The 19,298-nt window shown below is 58.3% G+C and carries 22 protein-coding genes and 1 tRNA gene; 11 read left to right on the plus strand and 12 right to left on the minus strand.

Annotated elements, in window-relative coordinates; genetic code table 11:
- Positions 1 to 102: 102 nt before the first annotated feature.
- From ACIQJ2_RS10105 to ACIQJ2_RS10120, 4 genes are all read left to right on the plus strand, one after another.
- Positions 103 to 1,566 carry a phage tail protein gene (locus tag ACIQJ2_RS10105; RefSeq protein WP_400670158.1) on the plus strand — a complete coding sequence of 488 codons (1,464 nt, stop codon included), beginning with the start codon at positions 103 to 105 and terminating at the stop codon, positions 1,564 to 1,566.
- 25 nt (positions 1,567 to 1,591) lie between these two features.
- Positions 1,592 to 2,098 carry a phage major tail tube protein gene (locus ACIQJ2_RS10110; RefSeq protein ID WP_400670160.1) on the plus strand — a complete coding sequence of 169 codons (507 nt, stop codon included), beginning with the start codon at positions 1,592 to 1,594 and terminating at the stop codon, positions 2,096 to 2,098.
- A 75-nt stretch (positions 2,099 to 2,173) separates the two neighbouring features.
- Positions 2,174 to 2,458: a phage tail assembly protein gene (locus ACIQJ2_RS10115; protein ID WP_199089269.1), complete on the plus strand. Its 285-nt coding sequence runs from the start codon at positions 2,174 to 2,176 to the stop codon at positions 2,456 to 2,458.
- 124 nt (positions 2,459 to 2,582) lie between these two features.
- On the plus strand, positions 2,583 to 4,745 hold the full coding sequence (locus tag ACIQJ2_RS10120) for a phage tail tape measure protein (protein ID WP_400670163.1): 2,163 nt from the start codon (positions 2,583 to 2,585) through the stop codon (positions 4,743 to 4,745).
- Here ACIQJ2_RS10120 and ACIQJ2_RS10125 read toward each other — a convergent pair.
- Positions 4,742 to 5,065, minus strand: a complete 324-nt coding sequence (locus ACIQJ2_RS10125) for a hypothetical protein (protein ID WP_400670165.1) — start codon at positions 5,063 to 5,065, stop codon at positions 4,742 to 4,744. The genes ACIQJ2_RS10120 and ACIQJ2_RS10125 overlap by 4 nt on opposite strands.
- A gap of 60 nt (positions 5,066 to 5,125) precedes the next feature.
- Between ACIQJ2_RS10125 and ACIQJ2_RS10130 the strand changes: the two genes are divergently transcribed.
- The 3 genes from ACIQJ2_RS10130 to ACIQJ2_RS10140 are packed head-to-tail and all read left to right on the plus strand — an operon-like array spanning position 5,126 to position 6,973.
- The gene (locus tag ACIQJ2_RS10130) at positions 5,126 to 5,590 is read left to right on the plus strand and encodes a phage tail protein (RefSeq protein ID WP_400670168.1); all 465 of its coding nucleotides are present in this window, start codon (positions 5,126 to 5,128) and stop codon (positions 5,588 to 5,590) included.
- Positions 5,591 to 5,594: 4 nt separating this feature from the next.
- Positions 5,595 to 5,807 carry a tail protein X gene (locus ACIQJ2_RS10135; protein WP_400670171.1) on the plus strand — a complete coding sequence of 71 codons (213 nt, stop codon included), beginning with the start codon at positions 5,595 to 5,597 and terminating at the stop codon, positions 5,805 to 5,807.
- A gap of 2 nt (positions 5,808 to 5,809) precedes the next feature.
- Positions 5,810 to 6,973: a phage late control D family protein gene (locus ACIQJ2_RS10140; RefSeq protein WP_400670174.1), complete on the plus strand. Its 1,164-nt coding sequence runs from the start codon at positions 5,810 to 5,812 to the stop codon at positions 6,971 to 6,973.
- Here ACIQJ2_RS10140 and ACIQJ2_RS10145 read toward each other — a convergent pair.
- Together ACIQJ2_RS10145 and ACIQJ2_RS10150 are read right to left on the minus strand one after the other, a co-directional pair.
- On the minus strand, positions 6,970 to 7,266 hold the full coding sequence (locus ACIQJ2_RS10145) for a HigA family addiction module antitoxin (RefSeq protein ID WP_400670177.1): 297 nt from the start codon (positions 7,264 to 7,266) through the stop codon (positions 6,970 to 6,972). The two genes, ACIQJ2_RS10140 and ACIQJ2_RS10145, sit on opposite strands and share 4 nt — an antisense overlap.
- A gap of 52 nt (positions 7,267 to 7,318) precedes the next feature.
- Positions 7,319 to 7,600, minus strand: a complete 282-nt coding sequence (locus ACIQJ2_RS10150) for a type II toxin-antitoxin system RelE/ParE family toxin (protein ID WP_199089253.1) — start codon at positions 7,598 to 7,600, stop codon at positions 7,319 to 7,321.
- 130 nt (positions 7,601 to 7,730) lie between these two features.
- Here ACIQJ2_RS10150 and ACIQJ2_RS10155 point away from each other — a divergent pair, with 130 nt between their 5' ends.
- The 3 genes from ACIQJ2_RS10155 to ACIQJ2_RS10165 all read left to right on the plus strand — a co-directional run bounded on the left by ACIQJ2_RS10155 (position 7,731) and on the right by ACIQJ2_RS10165 (position 9,082).
- Positions 7,731 to 8,375 carry a M15 family metallopeptidase gene (locus ACIQJ2_RS10155; protein WP_400670181.1) on the plus strand — a complete coding sequence of 215 codons (645 nt, stop codon included), beginning with the start codon at positions 7,731 to 7,733 and terminating at the stop codon, positions 8,373 to 8,375.
- The gene (locus ACIQJ2_RS10160) at positions 8,372 to 8,617 is read left to right on the plus strand and encodes a hypothetical protein (protein WP_400670184.1); all 246 of its coding nucleotides are present in this window, start codon (positions 8,372 to 8,374) and stop codon (positions 8,615 to 8,617) included. Before ACIQJ2_RS10155 ends, ACIQJ2_RS10160 begins: the two co-directional genes overlap by 4 nt.
- A 138-nt stretch (positions 8,618 to 8,755) precedes the next feature.
- Positions 8,756 to 9,082 carry a phage holin family protein gene (locus ACIQJ2_RS10165; RefSeq protein ID WP_199089247.1) on the plus strand — a complete coding sequence of 109 codons (327 nt, stop codon included), beginning with the start codon at positions 8,756 to 8,758 and terminating at the stop codon, positions 9,080 to 9,082.
- 81 nt (positions 9,083 to 9,163) lie between these two features.
- On the opposite strand, the gene ACIQJ2_RS10170 is transcribed toward ACIQJ2_RS10165, so the two are convergent.
- The 8 genes from ACIQJ2_RS10170 to xylF form a co-directional block, all read right to left on the minus strand.
- Positions 9,164 to 9,346, minus strand: a complete 183-nt coding sequence (locus ACIQJ2_RS10170) for a hypothetical protein (RefSeq protein WP_199089245.1) — start codon at positions 9,344 to 9,346, stop codon at positions 9,164 to 9,166.
- 643 nt (positions 9,347 to 9,989) lie between these two features.
- Complete coding sequence (locus ACIQJ2_RS10175; protein WP_199089243.1) at positions 9,990 to 10,211, minus strand: hypothetical protein; 222 nt, start codon at positions 10,209 to 10,211, stop codon at positions 9,990 to 9,992.
- A 629-nt stretch (positions 10,212 to 10,840) separates the two neighbouring features.
- Complete coding sequence (locus ACIQJ2_RS10180) at positions 10,841 to 11,569, minus strand: SOS response-associated peptidase (protein ID WP_199089242.1); 729 nt, start codon at positions 11,567 to 11,569, stop codon at positions 10,841 to 10,843.
- Between the two features lie 13 nt (positions 11,570 to 11,582).
- Positions 11,583 to 12,311, minus strand: coding sequence for a hypothetical protein (locus ACIQJ2_RS10185; RefSeq protein WP_400670188.1), 729 nt, complete (start codon positions 12,309 to 12,311; stop codon positions 11,583 to 11,585).
- Between the two features lie 1,069 nt (positions 12,312 to 13,380).
- Positions 13,381 to 13,457: transfer RNA gene (locus ACIQJ2_RS10190), tRNA-Arg, on the minus strand.
- 162 nt (positions 13,458 to 13,619) lie between these two features.
- Positions 13,620 to 14,402 carry an ATP-binding cassette domain-containing protein gene (locus ACIQJ2_RS10195; protein ID WP_199142773.1) on the minus strand — a complete coding sequence of 261 codons (783 nt, stop codon included), beginning with the start codon at positions 14,400 to 14,402 and terminating at the stop codon, positions 13,620 to 13,622.
- A 15-nt stretch (positions 14,403 to 14,417) separates the two neighbouring features.
- Positions 14,418 to 15,731, minus strand: a complete 1,314-nt coding sequence (locus ACIQJ2_RS10200) for a sugar ABC transporter permease (RefSeq protein ID WP_400670190.1) — start codon at positions 15,729 to 15,731, stop codon at positions 14,418 to 14,420.
- A 292-nt stretch (positions 15,732 to 16,023) separates the two neighbouring features.
- Positions 16,024 to 17,064 (minus strand): D-xylose ABC transporter substrate-binding protein, encoded by a 1,041-nt coding sequence (gene xylF, locus ACIQJ2_RS10205; protein ID WP_199142769.1) that lies wholly within the window; start codon positions 17,062 to 17,064, stop codon positions 16,024 to 16,026.
- A 223-nt stretch (positions 17,065 to 17,287) separates the two neighbouring features.
- Between xylF and ACIQJ2_RS10210 the strand changes: the two genes are divergently transcribed.
- Positions 17,288 to 18,529 (plus strand): ROK family protein, encoded by a 1,242-nt coding sequence (locus tag ACIQJ2_RS10210; protein ID WP_400670193.1) that lies wholly within the window; start codon positions 17,288 to 17,290, stop codon positions 18,527 to 18,529.
- A gap of 104 nt (positions 18,530 to 18,633) precedes the next feature.
- On the opposite strand, the gene ACIQJ2_RS10215 is transcribed toward ACIQJ2_RS10210, so the two are convergent.
- The gene (locus tag ACIQJ2_RS10215; RefSeq protein WP_199142765.1) at positions 18,634 to 19,257 is read right to left on the minus strand and encodes an ATP-dependent Clp protease proteolytic subunit; all 624 of its coding nucleotides are present in this window, start codon (positions 19,255 to 19,257) and stop codon (positions 18,634 to 18,636) included.
- Positions 19,258 to 19,298: the final 41 nt, after the last annotated feature.

The following is a 19,298-nucleotide window of genomic DNA, read 5'->3' on the forward strand; positions in this document are numbered from 1 at the left end:
GCAGTTCGCCAGCGTCTGGCGGGCTGATCGCGCGCGCGCTCCAATCTCGGCAAAGCCAGCGCAACCTCAAACCAATCCCGATATTTTTCAATGGAGTCCTTCATGGTCGACCTGTCCTATGCGCATGGCGTAACGCTCACGGAAAGCGCCGAAACCCCGTCGCTCTTGCGTGTCCAGCGTAGCGGCATCACCTTCGTCAACGGCACGGCACCCAATGCGGATGCCGCTGCCTTTCCCCTCAATGAACCGCAGATCGTCACGGGGGAAAAGCAGGCTGCGGCGCTCGGCGTGGCCGGATCGCTGCTCGAAGATGTCACAACCGTTTTCGGTGAAGGCGGCTCTTGGTGCATCGTGAACCGTGTGCCCGACAGCGCGGACGCGGCCACACAGCAAAGCAATCTTATCGGCGATCCCGTTGCCCGTACCGGCCTTTATGCCGCGCTTCGTGCCAAGGCCATTACAGGCTATCAGCCGCGCGTCATCATCACCGCTGGCGAAACCGGGACTTGGATTGAGGGCGGTGTTGTTTCCGTCTCGCTCACGGTGCAAGGCGCGAAGCTCACGGAAGCGCCCACTATCGAGGTGACGGGCGGCGGCAGCGATGCCGGCAAGGTTCTGCCGACGCTTGAGGTTGTCATGGGCGAGGGCGCCAGCGCCGGCACTGTTACCGGCGTCCGGGTTGTTCACCCCGGCAAGAAAATGTCGCAGGCTCCGACCATCGTCTTCAAGGGCGGTGGAACCGATGCGGAAAAGGTGCTGCCGGCGGCGACTGCCAATGTCGGCGACGTTGCCAATCCGTTTGTGTCGGCGCTCAACGTCATCACGCCGAAGATCAGAGCGCGCGCCTATATCACCGGCCCGAACACCAGCAATGCGGAAGCCGTCCGTTTCCGCAATACGGTCAACGGCGGGCGCATTCTCATTATCGATCCCAAGACGATCAAGAACGTCAATGGTGTCCCGGTCATCAAGCCGGTTGCTGCTGTCTTTGCCGGCGTCCGCGCTCGCGTCGTTGCTTCATCGGAGGGCGTTTCCGGCTCCGTATCGAACAAGGTTCTTCGCACGATCGATGGTGTTGCCCGGACGATTTCCTACCCGGATGACAGCAACTATCTGAACGAACGGCAGGTCGCGACCATCATCAACGAGCGCGGCGGCTTCCGTACCTGGGGTAGCCGGCTGGCAACCGATGATCCGCTTTGGCAGTTCGATAGTGTTCGCGCGACCGCCGACATGGTGAATGAGTCCCTTGAAGACCTCTATTTCCTGTATGTGGACCGCAAGTTCACCAAGGCGAACCTCAAGATGCTGATCGAGGACGGCAACGCCGCCCTGCGCGTCTTCAAGAACAATGATGACATCTTGGGCGGTCGCGTATGGTTGCCCGATATCAACGAGCCGACCACGCTTGCCGCCGGCAAGCTCTTCCTTGACGTGGAATTCGAGCCGGTCGGCATCATGGAACAAATCCACATCACCGCGCGCCGCAACATTCTCTACTACCGGCTTCTGCTGGATGAAGTGAATGGCGCAATCGAAACCGGCCCGCTCTCGCTCGCCGCCTGATCCCACACTTTTGGAGGATTGCCACATGTCCAATCTACCTCGTTATCTCCTACGCAACTGCATGCTGTGGGCTGACCGTACAAGCCTCCTCGGCCAGATCGGCGATATCACGCCACCTGTCCCGCAGGAAAAGCTCGAGGAAATGCGCAACGCCGGCATGATTAAGCCGCGCGAGATTAAGCTAGGCTTCGACAAGCTGGAGTTCAGCTTCAAAATGCCCGGCCTCGATCCTGCTGTTATCAAGCTGTTTGGCCTCAAGCCGGGCAGCGAGAACCCTTTCATGATTACCGGCGCGCTGGTCGATGAAGATGGAACGGAGCATTCCGCTGTCATGACAATCCGCGGCTTCCTTAAGAAAGCCGACTCTGGCGGCTGGAAGGCTGGCGACCAAGCCGAGAACGACTATCAGGTCTCGGTCAATTACTACAAGCTTGAGATCGATGGCCAAGAGCTGATCGAAATGGACGACTTTGACATTAAGATCGGTGGCGTCTCGCAATATGGCGGCATCCGAAGCGCCCTGCTGCTGTAGGGCTGCATCTCTCCCCGTCACAATCACCCTTCATCAAGCCCGCTGTAGGCGGGTCATTTTCTTTGAGGAATCATCATGACCGAAGTTGTCACAGACGTTGTCAAACATACCCTACTCACGCCGGTAACGCATGGCGAGGTAACCATTACAGAATTGACGTTCCGCGAAGCGGAAGTCGGAGATTTCATGGCTGCTGATCACGTCAAGGGCGAGTTTTCTGGCAACGTCGCCGTTCTGGCGTCTATCTCGGATACCCCGCTTCCCGCCTTCAAGAAGATCAAGGCCAAAGATTTCAGCATCATTCTTGCGAAAACCAAGGGACTGCTGGGAAACGACGGAAAGAACACGACTGGCGGCTAGTCGCGGTCTTCGTTGCCCGGTTCGCTCACACGCCGCTCGACATCATCGAGCGGTGGCCCCCTGAAAAATTGCTCGCCTACTTCGAAGCAGCGCGAAGCCTGCGGGACGCGTTGAAGGAATCTCTATGACCACACAGCAAAGCACCCTGCGCGTTTCATTGCTGGACGATGTCACGGCTCGCGCGAAGCATATCACGCGAGCGCTCGACGGCCTTCGTTCGCAGCAGATGACCGCATTCGCCCCAATGCGGAGCATGATCGGGCAGGCGGTAGCGCTCGGCGCTGGCTACCTTGGCGTTCGCGAGGGGCTGCGGGCAACAGCCGGCGAGGCGATCAAATTCGAATCAGCCTTTGCCGATGTCAAAAAGGTGGTCGACGCGTCCAGCGAGCAGTTTGAAAACATGCGCCGGAACATTCGGCGCATGTCCGGCGAAATCCCGATGTCAGCCAATAACATCGCTGCCCTATTTGCTGCTGCCGGCGAGTCCGGCATTGCGACAGAGGATTTGCAGAGCTTCGCGGAAATGGCTTCGCGCGTCGGCATCGCCTTTGACATCACGGCGGAGAAGGCCGGCACTAGCCTGGCTAAACTGAAAACACAGTTCGGCTTGACGGTTGCCGAGACTGGCGACCTTGCCGATGTCATGAACTACCTGTCGAACAACATGGCAAGCAAGGCGTCGGAAATCACGGATTTCATGCTGCGTGTCGGTGCGCTCGGCAAGATCGCCGGTTTCACCAAAGAGCAGGTTGCCGGCATCGGCAGTGCCATGATTGCAGCCGGTGCGGAGCCGGAAGTTGCCGCGACCGCCATGCAGAACGTGACGAAGGCCCTCACGCGCGGCGCGTCGGCAAAGAAGAGCCAGCGCGCAGCCGCTGAACGGCTTGGGCTTGATTTGCCGCAGATCGCCAAGCAGATGCAGAAGGATGCGCCGGCAGCGCTGAAAAAGGTTCTTGCCGCCATCGCCAAGGCTCCGAAGGATCAACAGATATCTATCGTATCGGATTTCTTCGGTGATGAGGCCAAGGCGTTCATTCCGTTGCTCGGCAACGTCAAGCTGCTAGACGACGCGCTTGCCAGTGTCAGCGACCGAACGAAGTATGCCGGTTCGGCAATGAGCGAGTACAAGCAGCGTGCCAGCACCACGGGCAACGCGCTTGAGCTATTGGGTAACAAGGTATCCAACATCTTTTGGGATGTGGGCGACCGCATGTTGCCGACGATCAGAGAGGGCGCGCAGGCGATCAGCGATGTCTTGGATACCCTTGGAAGCCGGGCGACGATCTTCGATCAGATCAAGGTCGGCGCGCAGGGCTTTGCCAAGGGCTTCGGCTATGACGGCGGCATTCGCGAACTGGTCAACGACATAAGCGACCTGATGCTTGGCAAGGTTGATCCGAATGCCGGCGAAAATCTTGGCCGGTTTTTCATGAAGGCGAAGGAATGGGGCGCGTCGGTGCGCGAGTTGACGGATGCCATCCGCGAAAACCCGATTGCCAAGTTCTTCGCGGAAATGTCCGGCTATGGCCTCAAGCTTGTTTTGTGGGGTACTGGCATTGCCTTTCTCGCCGGCACCGTTCGCAAGCTCGCCAGCGCTATGTTTTTATTGTCTGGTGCAAGTACCCTAATAGGGGCACTGAAAACCGTGGGCACGCTTGCGACGATCCTCGGCGGGGGCGGTGGCACGGATATCGTGACTAAGGTGGCAACCAACCCCGCCGCGCAAGTCGCCGGCGGGACTTTGCTTGGTCGTCTTTCGACGATGGCGTTAGGCTTTGCCCGTCTCTTCACTATTGGTGGGGCGGCGGCGGGCGGTGTAGAGTTTGGTCGGCAGAGCTATACCGGTGATACCTTCTACAAGCAGGGAAAGGCTTGGTTGCCCGGCCCGGAAGATGCCTTGCATGCGATAGGCGCTTATCTGAAGTCGTTCGCCTTGTCTGAAAATGCCCCGGCTCCCGCTGGCGTCTACGGGCAATCGGCTATGGATGGTGCGCGTGCAGCTCGTGCCGCCGGCTTTGGCGGTTCGACAACTGAAACTCTTCCCGGAAAGACGGCGGATGATCTCGGAATAAAGACCACGCGTATCGACGCGTCGTCTATTGCCGAGATGGTCAGGCCAAGCGGGACGCAAGATGTTCGGATTGTCAATCAGCAGCCGGTCAACGTGGCGGTTAACGTGCAGGCTTCGATTACCGGCGTTGCCGACCCACAAGCCGCAGCCACCGCAACTGTCAATCAGATCGGCGCTGCGGTCAAAAATGCGGTGGAGTCGCAGTTCAGCGATTAGCCTGTAAGCTTAGTGTTCGTGAGACCGGCAATCAGTCCGCCGACTACAGCAAGTATTAACGCGCCCATCGTCGCGGTAGCGATTTGTCGCGGCGTCATTTTCAATGCGCCGCCAATTATCGCGACGAGTGCGAGATTGCAGGCTGCGGCTAGGTACTGATTGTCGACCGCGAGCGCGACGAATATCGCGAGCGTAACCAGCATGGACAAGGCGATTACGACGGCACCGCGCCAAGCTTGCGTTCCCGAGCTGCGCGCGCCCCACGCGCCGCCCGCCGCACCGACTAGCAACAGCACGATGCCAAACTCATTCTCGCTCATTTTTCCCCCATCGAATGGCGGCGCTGCAACCGCCGTTTGTTCAGCAGCAACGGAGTCCCCATGACGGGTGTAACATCGATGATGCTCGGAGGCTACGCCTTCGAGGCGTTGGGCCTTGGCTATCAGGGTGTCAAACGCAAAGTGAATACGCCTTGGGTTGAGATACCCGTGGGCCAAACCCTCAATCCGCAACAATGGACCGGGCCAACGTCCGACGAGGTGACGATTCAGGGCGTCTTGTTTCCCGAAGAGTTTGGCGGGCAGTCGCAGCTTGACGGCATCATTGCCGCATCACTGGCCGGCACGGAAATGATGCTGGTCAGCGGTGATGCCGTCGAGGGCATCATTCGTGGCATGTTCACAGTGCAGTCTGTCGAGGAAGACATGTCGTTCCACGACGCCAGCGGGGTCGCTCGCCGGAATGCCTATGTGATCTCGCTCAAGCGGTTGCCGACCGAAGCGGCGGCGGGTGCCGGCGGCTCGCTCGACAGCGCAAGCTCTTTCCTCTCCAATCTCTTCCGGTGATCGCATGGCTAAGACATATACAACCCGACAGGGCGAAACGGTCGATACTGCCTGTTTCAATCACTACGGACGAACGGCGGGCGTAGTTGAGGCGGTGCTTTCGGCCAATCGCGGGCTTGCTGCCCTTGGCCCGGTTCTTCCACTCGGCACTGAAATCTTCATGCCCGACCTGCCGAGCGTTAGCGCGGAGCGTCGGCTTGTCAGCCTTTGGGATTGATCATGCATCCTCGTGTTGAAATCACCGTCGACGGTGTTCCCGTCGCGGGCCAATTCTATGAGCGCTTGATATCCGTCACCGTGACGGATGAAGAGGGCTTGAAGTCTGATACGGTCGATATCGAGCTGAACGACGGCCCGCCGAATTTCCTCGCTCTGCCACGCAAGGGTGCCATCATCTCGGTCAAAATGGGATACGGCAACAACCTCGTGTCGAAGGGCCAATTCACGGCTGACAAGATCAGTCTCGATTGCCTGCCCTATAAGATGTCGATTTCAGGCAAGGCGGCGGACCTGCGCGCCGGCAAGCTGAAAGAGCGACAGGAACGGGCATGGGATAGACGCAAGCTCGGCGACATCATATCCGAAATCGCAGGCGAGAGCGGCTTGACGCCTGCCGTGGATAGCGATCTCGCCGCGCATGAATATGAGTGGATAGGGCAACAGGACGAAACGAACATCCATTTCCTGCGGCGGCTGGCTGACCGGCATAATGCCCTGTTCGCCATAAAGCAGCGGCGGCTATTGTTTGCCCGGCGCGGCTCTGGCCTTTCGGCCTCGGGTTCGTCGCTTGGTTCAATCATCCTCACGCCTTCGGTGATCAAAACCGGCACGCTGAAAGTCGATATCAACGACCGCACGAAATACAGCAAGGTTGTGTCCTACTATCAGGATGCCGACAAGGCGAAGCGGGTCGAAATCGAGGCGGAATCGGATGCGGACGGCGACAGCGTCTACCGCATTCCCGAAGCCTTTTCATCGCCTGCCGAGGCTGACAAGGCAGCTCGCGCCAAGGCGAAAGAGCTGGCGCGGGGCGAGGGTGCCGTTTCGGTGACTGTCATCGGTGACGAGACCATAGAGGCGGGCTTGCCGCTTCTCTTCGCTGATGTTCGCCCTGGACTGGACGGCGTGCCCTACATCATCAAGACGGCGCGCTCCAAATACACCAAGACATCGGGCTTTGAGGTGGACGTTTCCGGGCGGCTCTATGACGGCAAGTCGGCGACGGAAGACGAGAGCGAGGGCGGCGGGAAGGGGGAAGCCGGCGGGTCGTCCAGCGCCTCGCATGCCGGCGGCAAGGTCGCGCCAAACAGCGCGCCGGGCACGCCCGCCACGCCTTCGGCTTTCCTCACCCCTCGCCGGTTCGGGCGGACGGATGAGAACTAGGCGGCAATCTCTTTGATCTGCGCAAGGTCGCTTTCCATCACTTGGGCGGCTATCTTGATGTCATAGGCATTCTGCAAGTTCAGCCAGAATTCAGGGGCTGTCTTGAAGAATTTCGCCAGCCGCATCGCCGTGTCTGTGGTGATGCCGGTCTTTTCGGCGATGATGCGCTCAACGCGGGTGCGCGGCACGTTGATGTGCTTCGCTAGCGCATAGGGCGTCATGTCGAGCGGTTCGAGGTACAGTTCCCGCAGGATTTCGCCCGGATGGATCGCGGGGAGTTTGCTAACTGTCATGATCGCTTGCCCTCCTTGGCTGTTGTCATGATGGCTACCACGCCCTTTCGGGTCAATGGTAGTCCGTGATTTCGACTTGCTCCGGGCCTGCTTCCGTCCAGATGAAGCAGATGCGCCATTGCTTGTTGATCCTAATCGAATGCTGGCCTGCACGGTCGCCCGACAGCTTTTCCAGACGATTGCCGGGCGGCGAACGCAGGTCTTCAACGCTGGTTGCTGCGTTCAGCACGTAAAGCAGTTGTTGAGCGCGGCGTACCAGATCAGCCGGAAAACCCTTCTTGATTGATCCGTCATCGATCGATGCGGTGAGCTTGTCTTTGAACGAACGGATCATATCGGCCTCCTGATATTTGGCATCATACAGTGATACGTCTGGAAGTCAACGAGATAGTATCACTAAACGATACGTTTTTGATGCTGTAACCCGCCCTAGCGGCGTTTTTCCAAAACATAGGAGTTACATAATGAGCTACACGCTATCGGCGCGGAGCGTTTCGCGCCTGAATGGAGTGCATCCCGATCTCGTGCGCATCGTGAAGCGTGCTATCCAGATCACCGAAGTTGATTTCACGGTGCTTGAGGGACTGCGCACCGTCGAGCGGCAGAAACAGCTTGTCGCGTCGGGCGCGTCGAAGACGATGAATTCGCGCCATCTGAAGGCTGAGAACGGCTACGGCCACGCGGTCGATGTCGCGCCGGTCATCAATGGCGAAGTGTCTTGGGATTGGCCGCTCTATCACAAGATCGCCAAGGCCATGAAGCAGGCGGCAAACGAGCTTGGAATTGCCGTCGAGTGGGGCGGCGACTGGAAGGGCTTCAAGGATGGCCCGCACTGGCAGTTGCCTTGGAAGCAATACCCGTCAAAGGGTCCGGTTGCCGGCGCGAAATACACGGCGGAGACCGAGACGCAAGCCAAGTCCAAGGCCGTCGCCATCGTTGCGAGCGGCGTCGGCGCGTCGGCAACCGTCGCGCAAGAGCCGCTTTCGAGGGCTGTCGAAGTCATCTCGCAGCAACAGGGCGATCTCTCTTCCGGCGAGTGGCTGCGGATGGGTCTCGCGGTCGTCGTCGTGGGTCTCACGCTCTATGTGGCATGGCGGAAGCTCGCATGATGCCCTTCGACGCTATTAAGATTGGAGGCGGCATCGTGATCGGTGCCGCCTTGGCGATGACGCCGGCCTATCTGGTCGGCAAGCGCGCGGCCAAAACCGAGATTGCGGCGAGCCTTCATGCAAGCCGCGTTACCATCCTCAAAGACGGACAGAAGATCGATGCGAACGCTTTTCAAGCTGACGATGCTGATTTGTGCTTGCTGCTCGGCGGCTGCTTGCAGCCCGACAGCCAAGGGAATTGAGCCGTGTGACGTTCTGGTGCCTATCGACCCGCTACCGGAAACGAACGCATATCTGGTCGGCCATGACAGGCCGGTTGCTGTCAACATCGCTCGGCATCGCGGACGCTATGCCCAATACCACTGCGGAAAGCCCGGCTGATGTCTGACAAATACAATTCGCTCTACGAGCTGCTGAATGCCTGGGGTGGCGGGGCGCTGTCGACCATCGTCGGGGCCATGATGGGCCGGGCCATGTGGCACACCAACGAGGCGCGCAAGGGCCGGCGGAAGTTCTTCGGCCTCGAATTGCTTTGGGAAGCTCCCGTTGCTCTTGGCATGGCGTTCATCGGGGAGGGGATAGCCTCCTATTTAAATGTAGGGCAGCCGGCAACGACGGGCCTTATTGCCGGGCTTGCCTATCTCGGGCCGCGCGGGACTGAGGTGCTATTTCAGAAATGGTTTTCCCGGCGCATGACGGGCCAATAGATCGCAAACTAAACGCCGCCTCGCGTATGCCGGGCGGCTTTTTGCGTTTTCGGAGCGCCTTTGGTTTGTGGCGTTGGCAGGCTAATCCGTAATCTCCAGCATGAGGCGCCAAAGTCGTTTCATCTCTTCGTCCGCTTTTCGAAAGGCCTCAGATTCCACGCCGGACTTCTCCAGAACATGGTTTGCACGTGCTTTGGCCTTCGAATGGCTCGCATGCAGCTCATTGAGTTTCTTTCTCGCCTCGGGACTGATGACCGTCTGCATGATGAAACCCCTGTGTTGCGACCTCGCAGATACATAGATGGGGTGAGCGGCATTCAAATTTTAGGGGGACTTTATCGAGCGTGACGAGATCGCGCGATAATTCATCTCGAATTGGCATAGGCGGCTGAAGGCATCGCGTCCATTCGAAGAAGGCGTCGAAGATCAATGTTGGAAGGAAATAGACAAAAAAGCCCTGCCCCTTTGCGGAGGCAGAGCTGAAGCGCTTTCGGGCACTTCATGCGAAACGTCGATTGGGGGCGCCAATTTCGCAAGGGCGCCGTACAGGAGGTGTCTGACATAATCCTGAACGATTTCGAATGGCACCAGAAAATATCGCTGGTGAGAAGTCTACTAGAATCGTGGCACTACGCTGCTGCTTATCGGTGTCGTCAACTATCGTCCCGGCGGTTTATCGCTGCATCTGACCTTTTGGGCGTCTAGCTGTCCGTGTTCGAACGATTTTGCGGCCCCACTGCCCTCGGGATAGGGGTTACCTTCTTTGGGATATTTTTGTTTACCGGCGTCCGCGCCTCGCTCATACGCGGAGGCATTGCTCTTGCGAGCGTCCTTCGCACTCGATTTGCTCGATGTAGGCTGTTTGTCATGTTTAACCATAGGCTTATCCTCCTCTCGAAGACCGTTCCTATTTCTGCGCGGGGGCAGCCGCAGGCATGGTTGTAGTCGAAGGCTGCTGTGTGGTCGTGTAGGTTTGGATAGGGGTCGTGGTGCTGGCATGCGGCCAGAAATTCCAGGTAAAGGCCCCCACGAGAACAGCCACAAGTATTGCGGTCCACGGAATCGCGGGCTGCTGGCGTGTCGTTGTCGCTTTGAGATCGGGGCTTGGTCTATTGATGTCGTTACTCATCGGAGTACTCCTCTAAGACATAACCCCCAACGGGACCAATGGTTCCAGACTGCCGCCGTGCGCATTCGCACCTGGCCGTTTGAAGGCGCAAGCAACTAACACTTTTGCGAGTGGACACTCGGAGGCATCTCCGGCCTGATGAGCCATCGAACGCGGAGAACAACGATGGAAGTCAGTAGCAAGGTGATTGATCAGCTATGCGTGCTGCAAGACAGACTGCGCTTGGTTGAGGCAGCGTCAGTATCGCTCGACGATGAAGACCATGTGATAGCCCTGCATATAGGGATATCTCTCGCGCGTCAGGCCGTAGGGGACCTCTGGGCATTGCTCGACCCATCGGGAGAGTTTATCGTCCCTTCAAGTTCGCGAGGATGGCATTAAATTCGGCAACTAAAAAGCGTCCAGAGATAGGTTTCGCTAGACTGCTTGGCGTCCATCCCGCGCCTCCCTCTCTTTACGCCTGTCTGCTTTCCATTCCTCGTCTGGAAAATGAGGCCAGCACCAAAAGCTGTTTTTCCCTTTAGCCGGTTCGTACCCGAGCAAGCCCCATTGGTTGCAGCCGGGATGCTCGCAAAAATGCTCGAGGTATGTCGGCGGGAATGGATGGGTGGGCGTGCGTGTTTCGTCGCTCATAGCAATGGCGGCTCCGGGTCTTCGGGCATGGGGTCGATGATATCGGGCCGGTTGTTCCTCACGTTGCCTACGTCCCTGCCGATTTTCCACATGGTCATTAGCTCGGATGGGAAGGGCTTCATAAGGTCAGCGGGGTCCGGCTCTGGCGATAGCCAGCGATCATAGTCTTCCGGGTGCAGGATGACCGGCATTCGGTCGTGAATTTCGCTCATCATCTCGTTTGGTGCGCAGGTCACGATTGCAAACGTCTGCTTGTCTAGGCCGGTCTCTGGGTCGCGGCGGCGCGACCAGATGCCGGCAAGCACATAGGGGCTGCCGTCTTTCATGGCGATGGCATAGGGCTGCTTGTTTTTGCCGGTCCCGTGAATGTCCTTCCACTCGAAGAAACCATTGATCGGTACAAGGCAACGCTTTGACTTGTAAGCCTGCCGGAACATGCGATGCGTCTGGATGCCTTCCGCCCTGGCATTGATCGGCGCGAGTCTCGCTATGCCGTCATCCTTGGCCCATTCGGGGACGAAGCCCCATCGGCCCGAAACGAAGATTGGGCCGGTGATATCAGGCTCTTGGACAATATCCCTGACGATGACGGGATAGGATTGCGTCGGCGCTCCGTTGTAATTCGGAAAGCTGTTCGAAAGCGGCTCGACATCGCCGGGCCGGGCAAACGAAAAGTTTGTCAATAGTTCGCGCAATGATGCTTTGATGTAGATGCGACCGCACATGCTTGCTCTCTCCCTAAGCCTGCTTTCCGTTTAGTCTCATGATGGCATCAAAACACTTTTCAGCCCGGCACGATGCTTCGCGGGCTGACCATTCCCATCCTGCCGAACGGCTTTCGCGCTCCGGGCGTTCAAGGGGCATGTGTTCGACCAGCCAAAACCATTTCTTGGATTGAGTGGTATAGTCCAGCTTGAACACGCGCCCGATACACGCGCCGTCTTTGTAGCCGACAAAGTCATTGCCGCTTCGGTCTGCCCATGTGTGCCGCCATTTGTACTGAGGCTTTTCGTGGGACTTTATCGATTCAAAACTCTGCCACCCGTTGCCTTCAACCTCTTTCGGCGGCTCCGGCACTTTCTCAATTTCCGTCACGGTGTAGTCAGAAAGCATCATTGCGCGGACCTGATCTATGATCAGATCAACGACCGCTTCCTTTTCTTCCGTCGAATGGCTGGCCAAATTGAAGGCCGTTGTCTCGTCAATGCCAAGCAAGATCGTCTCAATCTTTCCGGCGATCTCTTCCGGCGTGACGGCCTGTCCTTCGCTGGCAACCTGCACCGATCGTACAAGTTCTTTCGCCATGTCCCTCGCGATATAGGGCACTATCGATAACTTGCGGCGCTTCCCCACGGCATAGCCTGCAAAGTCGCGTCGTGTCTGTCTGCTTGTTCTGCTCATGCAAGCGCTGACGACAAAGCTTAGGGTTTCATAAGCGGGCGTAATGGTGCGGATATCGCGCGGCATAAATGTTCCTCTTTTTCCATAACTGCCGCCTGATCGTTCCTATTATGTTCTTGTCGGCATTTGAGTCAAGATGGTTGGTGATCCGCATGCGTTCCGCTGAATTTGGGGGATCAAAAGTTTTACGGCGCTATTGAAAACATTGAAGAAAATCGAACGCCTTGAGCGGAGTTTTACCCGCAACCCATTGATATCTCTAGGATAGATCGAGCTTCCCAAGCTGTTTTGGATAAGCGAAACCTAATCAACCATGCGACTACGAATTTTCTTGCAGACGCGATGGACCTCACTCCCGGTGCGATACCACAAAATGAATAGGATAACCCCCAGCGCTATCCCTACAATGGCAACAAGAGTGAACAGCGTATCGAGTTTTGGCTCTTTGATTTCGGTCGATAGTATCGTGATCAGAAAAGAGATGCCAATGGAGAAAAAAAGCGTACCGAGATTAAACATAGTCGAACTAGGCGACCCTTTTTCGAGAATGCCTAACTCATAGTCCGTGATTTCGTACAGAGATACCGAGCCTACTCGTGCACGCCGAATTTTAGGTTCATTTGACCCTGTATCACCTATTGGGGCGTCATCTCCGCTTAAAGCCATTTCTTTAGCCACTCGTTTCGACCACGAACATTCCGCCAAGCTGCTTCGGTTCCAGACTTCACAATAAAAAGTCTGTCGTCCTCGTCCAATACCGAGCCTAATCTATCACGAAGTTGTTTAGCACTTTCTTCCGTGACGACCGCCCAAGTCGACTCGGTCACCCTCGACCAGTGAGGGGATGATTTTATTGCCTCGTACAGTGGTTCATAGTCACGTTTATTTACTAAGTCGTAGGTGACGATGTATGTGTTTTTGTCCAATGCCTTCCGCCCCTGATTTTTTATTAAATGCCAAGGCAGATATTCCTCGCGATCGAGGTTGTGTCAACGTGCTCCTGGTATATTTTTGCGTGAATTTCAAGTCGTGAAGCAAACAAGGTGCGCTAGCAAGAGGACGCAACAATGCTTCCTATGTGCTTCCTGCGAGAATTTTAAGTGAGGGTGAGGGTTGCTAAAGTCCCTGTAAAATATGGCGCACCCGACAGGATTCGAACCTGTGACCTTTGGAATCGGAATCCAACACTCTATCCAGCTGAGCTACGGGTGCATGCCTTAGGCGGGTTGAATCGCCTGTCCGATGGCTGGTTCTTAGCCTAGGAAGCGCTTGGCTTCAATGCGGAAAATTCAGGAAAACGCAGATCGGTCATTTTGTTAGATGGAGGTCGCGGCCTTTTGGGCCGCGGCCTTGGTTGTTGAGCGGCGTTTGCGCCTATTCCTTCATCGCGCCGGGGCCGGGGATGGCTTTGGGCGGGACCTTGCCGAGGATGATCATGCCGAGGACTTCGTCCTTGGTGACGTCTTCGGTGCGGGCGTGGCCGACGACCTGGCCGTTCTTCATGACCGAGACACGGTCGGCGAGGTCGAAGACATCGTGGATGTCGTGGCTGATGAGGAAGATGCCGATGCCTTCCTTCTTCAACTGCTTGATCAGCTCGCCGACCTGCGCCGTCTCCTGCGGGCCGAGCGCTGCCGTCGGCTCGTCCATGATCAGGATGCGGGCGTCGAACAGGATGGCGCGGGCGATCGCAACGGACTGGCGCTGGCCGCCCGAGAGCGCCTTTACCGGCTCCTTGAAGCGCTTGAAGTTGGGGTTGAGGCGCCCCATCACTTCGCGCGCCTTGGCCTCCATGGCGACGTCGTCGAGCGTGCCCCAGCGGGTCTGCAGCTCGCGGCCGAGATAGAGGTTGGCGGCGGCGTCGACATTATCGGCAACGGCGAGCGTCTGGTAGATCGTCTCGATACCGTATTTCTTAGCATCGCGCGGGCTGCGGATATCGGCGGGCTCGCCATTGATCAGGATATCGCCGCTGTCGCGCTTGTAGGCGCCGGAGAGGATCTTGATCAGGGTCGACTTGCCTGCGCCGTTATGGCCGAGAAGGGCGACGACTTCGCCGGGGTAAAGGTGCACGGAGGCGTTGTCGACCGCGTGGATGCCGCCGAAGGAGATGGAAATGTTCTTCATTTCCACAAGCGGCGTGGTTTGATCCGTCATGGTTCAGAATTCCTTTTACTTGGCGCGCGAGCGGTAGACGATGTCGAGCCAGACGGCGATGACCAGCACGACGCCGACGACGACGTTCTGGATCGGCGTGTCGACATTGGCGAGGCCCATGCCCGACTGCAGCGACTGCATGACCAGGGCGCCGAGCATGGCGCCGGCGATGGTGCCGCTACCGCCGGCAAGCGACGTGCCGCCGATGACGGCCGCGGCGATGGTGAAGAGTTCGTAGGTGGTGCCCTGCGAATTGGCGGCGGCATTCAAGCGGGCGGTGGAAATCGCCGCGGCGACGGCTGCCAGCAAGCCCATCAGCGCGAAGATGCGCACCGTTACCCAGCGTGTCTTGATGCCGGCCAGTTCAGCCGCTTCCGGATTGCCGCCGATGGCGAAGACATAGCGGCCGAAGCGCAGGCGCGTGGCGATGAAGGTCATGACAATACCGATGCCGACCGCGATCAGCACGGGCACGGCGATGCCATAGGGGATGTCGAGACCGTTTTCCGGCCAGGGAATGTTGTGTTCCGTCGCGTATTTCTTGGCGATGCCGACGGGCCAGTAATAGATGCTGAAGACGTAGATTGTGCCGAGCACCAAAGCCGAGCCGAGGATGGCGAGGAAGTATTCGGCCCAGAGCGGCCGGCGCGGGAAGTTGAAGCGCTTGCGCTGGTGGCGCTCGCCGACGATGCCGAGCACGATCATCACACAGGCGAGCACGCCGAGGATCCAGCTCCAGGTCGCGCCGATAGAGCCTTCGGCGCCGCCGCCCATGATGCGGAAGGTGGCATCAAGCGGTGCGACTGTCTGGCCGCTCGTGACATACCAGGCAAGGCCGCGCCAGGCGAGAAGCCCGCCGAGGGTGACGATGAAGGAGGGGACATTCAGGAAAGCGATGATGACGCCCTGGAACATGCCGAGCAGCGTGCCGATGGCAAGGCCGCAGATCAGCGTGATAACCCAGGTCCATGAACTGTCGAAGCCAAGATATTGCGGCAGCCATTTAGCCTGGATGACGCCCATGATCATGGCGACGAAGCCCAGCAGCGAACCGACCGACAGGTCGATGTTGCGGGTGACAATGACAAGCACCATGCCGGTCGCCAGAACGGCGATTTCGCAGGTCTGAACGGAAAGGTTCCAGAGGTTTCTGGGTGTCAGGAACAGGCCGCCGGTATAGACGTCAAAGCCGATCCAGATGATCAGCAAGGCGCCGATCATGCCGAGCAGGCGGGTATCGATTTCGGTGGCGCGCAGGAAGCGCGTAAATGCGCCTTCCTCTGCATTGCGCGGACCGCTCGATGCTGTGGAATGTGTCATGTCGGCCATCGCTTTGCCGTTCTCCCACTTGTTGGGCGCAGGCCAGCGAATGCTCTCTGTTTATCGCTGGGCAGTATCCGCGCTGGTCATAATAGACGTCATCGCTCGCCCACCCGGTCTCTCCCGGTTCCACGACCGCCATCCGGCAAGCCGATCGGATATGCGACGACGCAACACATGCGGGAAACCTTTTTCTCCATTCTGGGTGGAGTTGCCGGCCTCTTATCCGCATTCGACGCCGCAATGGAAAATCCCTTGCGGCGTCGGCATTATATTCGGGTCAACCCGTCAACGTCTCTGCTTACTTGCAAGCAGCGACGGTGCCGGCCTTGACGCCCTGGCAGGCTTCAGCCTTGGAGATCCAGCCGGCGTCGATGACGACGTTCAGATTGTCCTTGGTGATCGGGATCGGGGTCAGGAAGACCGACTTCATGGCAACATGCTTCGGACCGCCGTTGAAGGTCTGTACGCCGGTAATCTCGTCGAGCTTCTTGCCCTTGGCGAGGTCGATGGCGATTTCGGCGGCGCGCTTGCCGAGTTCGCGCGAGTCTTTCCAGACAGAGACGGTCTGCGTGCCGAGCGCGATGCGGTTCAGAGCGGCCTTGTCGGCGTCCTGACCGGAAACCGGTACGGAACCGGCGAGGCCCTGGGCGTCGAGGGCTGCAACAGCGCCGCCAGCGGTGCCGTCGTTGGAGGCGACGACCGCGTCAACCTTGTTGTTGTTAGCGGTCAGGAACTGCTCCATGTTGCGCTGCGCGTTCTGCGGCAGCCAGCCGTCCGTGTAGGCTTCGCCGACGTTCTTGATCTTGCCGGCGTCGATCGCAGACTTCAGCACTTCGATCTGGCCTGAGAACAGGAAGTCGGCGTTCGGGTCGGAAGACGAGCCCTTGATGAAGACGTAGTTGCCTGCCGGCTTTGCCTTCAGCACTTCGCGAGCCTGCATGCGGCCCACTTCCTTGTTGTCGAAGGTGATGTAGAAGGCGGCCGGATTTTCGATCAGGCGGTCATAGCCGACAACCGGAATGCCTTCGTCGGCAGCCTTTTCGACGGCGGGGCCGATGGCGTCGGAGTCTTGAGCGAGAATGATGAGGGCGTTGGCACCCTGGGAAATCAGGGATTCAACGTCGGTCAGCTGCTTGGACGCGGAAGACTGAGCGTCGGCGGAAATATACTTGGCGCCGACGGCGGCGAGCGCCTTCTTGATGGCGGCTTCGTCGGTCTTCCAACGCTCTTCCTGGAAGTTGGACCAGGAAACGCCAACGACGAGATCCTTTGCGAAGGCGGCCGTCTGCATGGTCAAAACGATGGCCGCGCCCGCAGCCAGCTTAACAAAAGCTTTCATATTATCCTCCCGATTGAACGCGGCCGGGCGTATCCTGAACTCCCGCCGGCCGCCGCGATAACGCTGACGAGAAAAGGTTCTGATTTTTTTCTCGACAGTCGAGAAATTTACTGTCAGAGATTTTTTCAACTGTCAACACCCGCATTGTCAGGCTAAATCGGCTGCCCGATAAGAGTCGTCCGTCGATGCGGAGGGGAGGGCGGAATGAGCGGGAGAGTTACCGATGCTGGCCAAATCGAGCACCGAATTGGTCCGTCAGAAGAACAGTACCTTGGTTCTGTCGGCTTTGCGCCGGCACGGCCCGCTTGCGCATACCGAACTTTCTGATTTCACCAAGCTTTCCTCGGCAACCGTTTCGGTCATCACGGCCGATCTGGAGCGTGCCCAGATCATCGAGAAGGCGGAGCAGCAGGCGGCCAGCGGCCGCGGCCGGCCGCGTGTCCTGTTCTCGCAGCGGCGCGATTGCGGCTACCTCATCGTCGTCGTAATCTCTTCCGATGCCGTGCAATATTCGCTGGTGGATTATGCCGGGCGGCTGATCGACCGTTTCAGCGAGGAGCGGCCGCAGGAGGTATCCGGTGTCGGCCCGTTCGTCGCGGGCCTGCGCGATGCGTTGCGGCGTATCGCCGCCCGTTCGCAACTTGCTCACGACAAGGTGCTGATGATCTCGATCAGCAGTAAAGGGCTGGTTGACAACTCCGAGCCGGTGCTGCGCTGGTCGCCGATTTTCGGGCGTGATGAAATCGACTTTGCTGCCGTGCTTGCCGACGAATGGTCGGCAAAAGTCATTCTCGGCAACGAGACCCTCCTTGTGGCCGCTGCCCTCGGCCGGCAAGAGGAGAACAGCAAGGGTCCCGATTTTCGGGCCATGGCGGCGTTATCGCTGGGGCACAGTATCGGTCTCGGCATCGTGCGCAGGGAAGATGAGGGTGGGCATCAGGTCTCGGCACCCAATTTCGGGCATATGATGCATGTGCCCGGCGGGGGCCTGTGTCGCTGTGGTGCAAGGGGCTGTATCGAAGCCTATGCCGGCTTCTACGCCATGCTGCGCATTGCCTTCGACGTGCCGCTCGATACCATCCCGGCGAAGTTCGTTCCCATTGCCGAGCTGGACAAGATTGCGGTGAGCGCGCGGCATGGCGGCCGCCGCAATGTGCTTGCCTTCCGTCAGGCTGGTCTGGCGCTCGGCAATGGTCTCTCTCGCGTGCTCAGCCTGCATGAACGAATGCCGATCGTCATCACAGGCCCGGGCGTGCGCTACTACGATCTGCTGATCGAGGGCATAACGGAAGGGCTGGCGGAATCGCACGTCGTGCGCATGGAAGGCATGCCGGAGTTGCGTGTCGCCGCCGACGAACCGACGCTCGTTTTCGAAGGACATATCAACCGCGCATTTTCAATCATCGACAATGATATCGTGAAAAAGGTCAGCTCGGGCATCGAATTGCGTGCTGAGGCTGGCTGAGAGCCGGCGCTGCGGTGACCGGGACCGACACAGGTGGCATTCGCGTCGGCAATCGAATGCTGCCGAACGAGGCGCGATGCCGGTCTTGGCCTCTTCCATTGAGATCATTCCGTCAGGCCTGGATACTGATCTACGTCGCGGACCTGCAGAATGCGATCGATCAAGCCCCATTCGAGGGCTTCTTCCGCGGTCATGAAGTTATCACGATCCATTGCGTGTTCGAATTCCTCATAGGAGCGGCCGCAATGCTCCGCATAGAGCCGCGTCATGCGGTGCTTGGTGCGCCTCATTTCCTCGGCATGGATGAGCATGTCGGAGGCCTGGCCCTGAAAGCCGCCCAAAGGCTGATGAATCACGATGCTGGCATTGGGCAGCGCGGTGCGGTGCCCCGGTTCGCCTGCCATGAGCAGGAACGACCCCATTGAACGGGCAGTTCCCATGCAAAGCGTATGCACCGGCGCGCGGATGTAGCGCATGGTATCGTACATGGCCAAGCCGCTGGTCACGACGCCACCGGGTGAATTGACATAGAGGCTGATCGGTTTCTTCGGGCTTTCCGCTTCGAGAAACAGCAGCTGTGCACAGACCAGCGCCGAGACGGCGTCATTGATCTCACCGTTCAGGAAGATGATTCTCTCCCGCAGCAGGCGGGAATAAATGTCGAAAGACCTTTCTCCCTTGCTGGATTGTTCTACGACCATAGGGACGAGCTGCATCGCTTCGCGCATCGGCGAACTCCAATAGTTTTGCAATTTTTGGTATGTCTTAT

This window comes from Rhizobium sp. NPDC092011, from assembly GCF_044756305.1.
GTDB lineage: Bacteria > Pseudomonadota > Alphaproteobacteria > Rhizobiales > Rhizobiaceae > Rhizobium.